This window comes from Terriglobales bacterium (genome assembly GCA_035543055.1).
GTDB lineage: Bacteria > Acidobacteriota > Terriglobia > Terriglobales > Acidobacteriaceae > JAIQFD01.
The window spans coordinates 1-5,836 of the sequence record DATKKJ010000026.1 but is presented as its reverse complement, the minus strand read 5'-3'; the positions used below and the strand labels follow the sequence as shown (position 1 = coordinate 5,836).

7 protein-coding genes and 1 tRNA gene are annotated in these 5,836 nt (G+C 65.2%); 5 read left to right on the top strand and 3 right to left on the bottom strand.

Translation table 11 applies throughout. The annotated features are described in order from the left end of the window. The first annotated feature begins 31 nt into the window (after positions 1–31). The 5 genes from VMS96_01750 (at position 32) to VMS96_01730 (ending at position 4,208) form a co-directional block, all read left to right on the top strand. Complete coding sequence (locus tag VMS96_01750; protein ID HVP42122.1) at positions 32–532, top strand: hypothetical protein; 501 nt, start codon at positions 32–34, stop codon at positions 530–532. Positions 533–597: 65 nt separating this feature from the next. After that, complete coding sequence (locus tag VMS96_01745) at positions 598–1,437, top strand: alpha/beta hydrolase (GenBank protein HVP42121.1); 840 nt, start codon at positions 598–600, stop codon at positions 1,435–1,437. A gap of 81 nt (positions 1,438–1,518) precedes the next feature. Next, positions 1,519–3,189, top strand: a complete 1,671-nt coding sequence (locus VMS96_01740; protein HVP42120.1) for an FAD-dependent oxidoreductase — start codon at positions 1,519–1,521, stop codon at positions 3,187–3,189. Positions 3,190–3,202: 13 nt separating this feature from the next. Continuing rightward, a complete protein-coding gene (locus VMS96_01735) occupies positions 3,203–3,475 on the top strand; it encodes a UBP-type zinc finger domain-containing protein (GenBank protein ID HVP42119.1) in 273 nt (90 codons plus the stop codon). Between the two features lie 37 nt (positions 3,476–3,512). Further along, positions 3,513–4,208, top strand: a complete 696-nt coding sequence (locus VMS96_01730) for a hydrolase (GenBank protein HVP42118.1) — start codon at positions 3,513–3,515, stop codon at positions 4,206–4,208. Between the two features lie 44 nt (positions 4,209–4,252). Here VMS96_01730 and VMS96_01725 read toward each other — a convergent pair whose 3' ends face one another. The 3 genes from VMS96_01725 to aroA all read right to left on the bottom strand — a co-directional run. Beyond that, on the bottom strand, positions 4,253–4,729 hold the full coding sequence (locus VMS96_01725; GenBank protein ID HVP42117.1) for a nuclear transport factor 2 family protein: 477 nt from the start codon (positions 4,727–4,729) through the stop codon (positions 4,253–4,255). Between the two features lie 51 nt (positions 4,730–4,780). After that, positions 4,781–4,856: transfer RNA gene (locus tag VMS96_01720), tRNA-Lys, on the bottom strand. Positions 4,857–4,874: 18 nt separating this feature from the next. Next, the coding region (aroA, locus tag VMS96_01715; protein HVP42116.1) for a 3-phosphoshikimate 1-carboxyvinyltransferase at positions 4,875–5,836 on the bottom strand (962 nt) is incomplete at its 5' end.

The window sequence follows — 5,836 nt, the reverse complement described above, 5'->3', positions numbered from 1 at the left end:
CTTAGGGGGCGGCTTTTTCAGGAGGCTCCCAATGAATGCGTTGCTCCTCATCCACGTAGCGTTGAGTCTGGCGGGGATCGGTTCGGGAATTGTCGTTCTCTGGGGCTTGCTGAGCGGCAAGCGCCTCGATGGCTGGACCGGGCTCTTCCTGGCCACGACGGTTGCGACCAGCGTCACGGGATACGGCTTCCCGTTCCATCAACTGCTGCCCTCGCATGTAGTCGGAGGAATCTCGCTGGTGGTGCTGGCCATCGCGATCTTCGCGCGCTATAGCCGGCGGCTGGCCGGCCCCTGGTGGGCGGTGTACGTGATTTGCGCTTCCCTGGCGCTTTATCTCAACGTCTTTGTCGCCGTTGTGCAGGCATTCCTGAAGGTGCCCGCGTTGAAAGCGCTGGCGCCGACCCAGAAAGAGCTGCCCTTCCTGGCCGCCCAGTCGGTGGTCCTGCTGGTCTTCCTCGGGTTCACCGTTCTGGCTGCCAAACGTTTTCGCATCGAACCGCTGCGCGCGGTGTCCAAGCGCGGCGCCGCGTGAGCCCTCCAGCCTTCATTGGCTGGTCCACCGAAACTGCGGAGAAATAATCAAAAGGAGAGAACCTCATGCCCACCATCACCACCAAAGACGGCACCCAGATCTATTACAAAGACTGGGGCACCGGCCAACCCGTAGTGTTCAGTCACGGCTGGCCTCTCAGCGCCGACGCCTGGGAAGACCAGATGTTGTTCCTCGCCGACCGGGGCTACCGCTGCATCGCCCATGACCGCCGCGGGCATGGCCGCTCCAGCCAGCCGTGGAACGGCAATGACATGGACACCTATGCCGACGACCTGGCGACACTGGTCGAGAAGTTGGACCTCCACGACGCCATCCACGTCGGCCATTCCACCGGCGGAGGCGAAGTTGCCCGCTACATCGGCCGACACGGCACCAAGCGCGTGGCCAAGGCTGTGCTCATCGGCGCGGTGCCGCCCCTGATGCTGAAAACCGCGGCCAATCCCGGCGGCCAGCCCGTCGAGACCTTCGACCAGATTCGCGCCGCCGTCCTCGCCGACCGCTCCCAGTTCTTTCGGGACCTCACCTTGCCCTTCTACGGCTTCAACCGACCGGGCGCCAAGGTCTCGCAGGGCATTCGCGATTCCTTCTGGCTGCAAGGCATGCAGGCCGGCTTCAAAGCCGCGTACGACTGCATCAAGGCGTTCTCGGAAACCGACTTCACCGAGGACCTGAAGAAGGTCGACGTGCCCACGCTCATCCTGCATGGAGATGACGATCAGATCGTCCCCATCGCCGCCTCGGCCCTGCTGTCGGCCAAGCTGGTCAAGGGGGCGACGCTCAAGGTGATCCCCGGCGCTCCGCACGGCTTGTGCTCGACCCTGAAGGACCAGGTCAACGGCGAACTGCTGGCATTCTTCGAGCGGGCGGAAGAGGCGGCTGCCTAGAACCTGTGATTCGGCTCATCCCGCCTTGTCTCTGCAGGGAGAGACAAGGCGGTTATGCGGCAAGTGACTGGAGTCCAACCGATGTCTACCTGGCCAATCCCGAGCGCCCTCGATGCAGCGACCCAGACCTTTCCCGTCCTGAGCGCGGCGCAGATCGCTCGCATCGCCGCCCAAGGGCGCGCGCGGCCGACCCACGCCGGCGAGGTCCTGGTCGAGCAGGGAGACAAGGTCGTGCCCTTCTTCGTCGTCACGGCGGGCGAGCTCGAGATCGTTCGTCCCATGGGCACGACCGAGACCCACATCACCACTCACGGGCCGGGCCAGTTCACTGGCGAGGTCAACATGCTCTCCGGCCGCAGGACCCTGGTGCGCATGCGGGTCATCAAGGCCGGCGAAGTCATCGAGGTGGACCGCGAGCACCTGGTGCGAATGATCCAGGGCGACGCCGAGCTCAGCGACATCCTCATGCGCGCCTTCATCCTGCGCCGCGTGCACCTGATCGCCCACGGCATCGGCGACGTCGTGCTGGTGGGATCGAATCACTCGGCCGGCACCCTGCGCATCAAAGAGTTCCTGATGCGCAACGGCCACCCCTATTCTTACCTGGACCTAGAGCGCGACGCCGATGTCGAGCACCTCCTGGACCAGTTCCATATTTCCGCTGCCGATGTCCCGGTGGTGATCTGCCGGGGGCAAACCGTGCTCCGCAATCCGAGCAATGAGCAGATCGCCGATTGTCTCGGCTACAACGACGCGATCGACGAGACCCAGGTGCGCGACCTGGTGGTGATTGGCGGCGGCCCTTCGGGACTGGCGGCCGCCGTGTACGGCGCCTCCGAAGGCCTCGATGTCCTGGTCCTGGAAGCGAATTCGCCCGGCGGCCAGGCCGGCTCCAGTTCCAAGATCGAGAATTACCTCGGCTTCCCCACCGGAGTGAGCGGCGCCGAACTCACCGCGCGCGCCTATCACCAGGCGCAGAAGTTCGGCGCGCAGGTCTTGGTCACTCGTGGCGCCACCCGGCTGACCTGCGACCGCAAACCTTATGCGGTCGAGCTCGCCGACGGCGCTCGCGTGCCCGTCCGGACTGTGGTGATCGCCACCGGCGCCCAGTATCGCAAGCTGCCGCTCCAGAACCTGTCCCAGTTCGAGGGCACCGGCATCTACTACGCGGCCACCTTCGTCGAGGCGCAGTTGTGCGAGAACGAAGAAGTCGTCGTAGTGGGCGGCGGGAACTCTGCCGGTCAGGCGGCGGTCTTCCTGGCCCAGAGGACGAAGCACGTACACGTGCTGGTCCGCTCGGGCGGATTGGCCGACACCATGTCACGCTACCTCATCCGGCGCATCGAGGAGACCCCAAACATCACTCTGCGTACCCGCACCGAGATCATCGTCCTCGACGGACGCGACCATCTGGAATGCGTCCGCTGGCGCAACAACCAGACGGGACAGATCGAGGTCCGCGACATCCGCCATGTGTTCCTGATGATGGGCGCCACTCCCAACACCGCCTGGCTCAACGGCTGCGTCGCTCTCGATGACAAGGGGTTCATCAAGACTGGGCAGAACCTGACGCCGGATGATCTGAAGACGGCACGCTGGCCCCTGGCGCGTCCGCCGCATCACCTGGAAACCAGCCTGCCGGGAGTGTTTGCCGTGGGTGACGTCCGTTGTGGCAACGTCAAGCGCGTCGCCTCTGCCGTGGGGGAAGGCTCGATCGCGGTCTCCTTCGTGCACCAGGTCCTGGCCGAATAACAAGGAGCGGCTTATGCCTCCAGCTGCCGCCTGCGCTCATCTCGGCGCCATCAAGCGCGTCAAGCATGCCCAGCGCCGCGAGTGCGCCGAGTGCGTGAAGACCGGCTCCCCCTGGGTCCACCTTCGGACCTGCCAGCAGTGCGGAGCCACCTTGTGCTGCGACAGCTCGCCCAATCAGCACGCCAGCAAGCACGCACGCGCCGGCGGACATCCGGTCATCGCCTCGGCCGAGCCGGGAGAGCGCTGGCTCTACTGCTACCCCGACGACGCATTCGCCGAATATTGAAGTGTGGGGTCTCATCAACTTCTTCCAGGAGGACGTTATGGCCCGTAAGACGACTCGCAGCAAGCGCAGCGAAAAGGGATTGCTCACGCCTGACAACAGCGTGGTAGCGATCATCGACCTCCAACCCCAGATGCTGTTTGGGGTCGCCAATTTCGACCGCCAGACCATCATCAACAACAACATCGTGCTCGCCAAAGCCGCCCGGGTCTTCGACGTGCCGGTCGTCCTGAGCACCGTCGAGACCAAGAGCTTCAGCGGGTACATGTGGCCGCAGATCCAGGCCGTCTTCCCCGACCAGAAGCCGGTCGAGCGCACTACGATGAACTCGTGGGACGACAAGAACTTCGTCGCCGCCATCGAGAAGACCGGACGCAAGAAGATCGTCCTCTCCGGGCTCTGGACCGAGACTTGCGTGGCCTTGCCGACCATCCAAGCCATCCATGACGGCTACGAGGTATATGTCGTGGAGGACTGCTGTGGGGACGTCAACCAACTCTCCCACGACAACGCCATGAAGCGCGTGGTCCAGGCCGGCGCGAAACCGGTCACGGCGCTGTCCACCATGCTGGAGTGGCAACGCGACTGGGCGGAGAAGGACACCTACGACGCGGTCATCGAGATCGTGAAGGAGCACCTCGGCGCGTACGGCGTAGGCGTCGAATACGCCTACACCATGATCCATGGCGCTCCGGCAACCAAGTATCCGGAGTTCAAGGTGGCCGCAGCCGCCTAGAACAAAGACCGGCAGTCGGCCCGATCGGGGGGGTGGTTACTCGTTCAGCGTTTGCCCGTCGGAGAGGCCGATGGCGCGCTCCACTTCGAGGATTTCGAGATATATCGTGAGGCGAGCCGGGGGGCGTTCCCCTCCCGTCGCCAGACGTCCACCACGAAGAAGTCGCCGCTCAAGTCCTTGTCCCCGAAGGCGCCCTTCTGGTGCAGGACGAAGCTGGCCACATCGGTGTCTCCGAAAGCGCGCACCGCCATCTGGCTGGTGGTGAAGCTGGTGGGATGGTAGGCCGCCATCCAGTCTTCCCGCGGGATGGGATCACCGGGAGGCTCCGGCGACCATTGCTCAAAGTCGTCGCTGAGCAGTTGCTCGAGCCTGGCCTTGTCGCCCTTCTGCGCCGCCGCCGCCAGCTGGCTCTCGAGGTCCGAGTAAAGGGCCACCAGCCGCGTCCGAGTGACGACCCGAGGCTGGCTCTTCTGCCGCGACCCACCTGCCGGAGCAGACAGGGCCACGGCCAGGATGATCAAGGCAGTCGCCGCCGGCGACCGCATCGCGTTGCACGCAGGCGCCATAGCAAATGGTGAGTGCGGCAGGATTCGAACCTGCGACCCATGCCTTAAAAGGGCATTGCTCTACCAGCTGAGCTACGCACCCACCTCGGTATCAGTATAGTCACCGCTCGACAACGGCGTCGAGAGTGTTGAAGAAAGCGGGGAAGGAGATGCGGGCCGAATCGGCGCCGCGGATCACGGTCTCGCCCTGGGCGCGGAGGGCGGCGACGGCGAAGGCCATGGCGATGCGGTGATCGCCCATGGCATCCACTTCCGCCCCACGCAGCCTCTGGCGTCCCGGGACGCGCAAGCCGTCTTCACGTTCCTCGACCTCGGCGCCCATGGCGCGCAGGTTGCGAGCGACGGCCGCGATGCGGTCGGACTCCTTGACCCGCAGCTCGCGGGCGTCGCGGATCTCGACCCCCTCCTCGGTGTAGGGCGCGATGGCGGCCAGCACCGGCAGCTCGTCGATGAGCAGCGCCGACTGGGCGCCGGCGATAGTGGCCCCGCGCATGTGTCCGGGCTGGACCGCGATGGAGCCCACTACCTCGCCGTGGCGCTCTTCCGCCTTCAGGATGGCGCTACGCACGCCCATCGCCGCCAGCACGTCGAGGATAGCGGCGCGGGTGGGGTTCAGCAGCAGGTCGTCAATCACCAGATTCGATTCCGGGAATAGAGCGGCCGCACAGAGAAAGAATGCCGCCGAGGAGATGTCGCCGGGTATGGCGGCTTCGATGGGGTGAAGCTTCTGTCCGCCGGCGATGGTGGCGCGGTTGCGCTGGCGCGAGACCTCGGCGCCAAAGGCCCTGAGCGCCAGCTCGCCGTGATCGCGGGTGCGCAGCGGCTCTTCGACCTGGGTCTCTCCTTCGGCCAGCAGGCCGGCGAAGAGCAGGCAGCTCTTTACCTGGGCGCTGGCCACGGGAAGCTTGTAGGAGATGCCTTTCAAACGCCCGCCGCTGATGCGCAGAGGGGGCCGCCCATTCGAGCTCTCGATGCGGGCGCCCATGGCGCTGAGCGGCTCGATGATGCGTTGCATGGGACGGCGGGAGAGCGATTCATCTCCGGCGAGCTCGCTGACGAAGC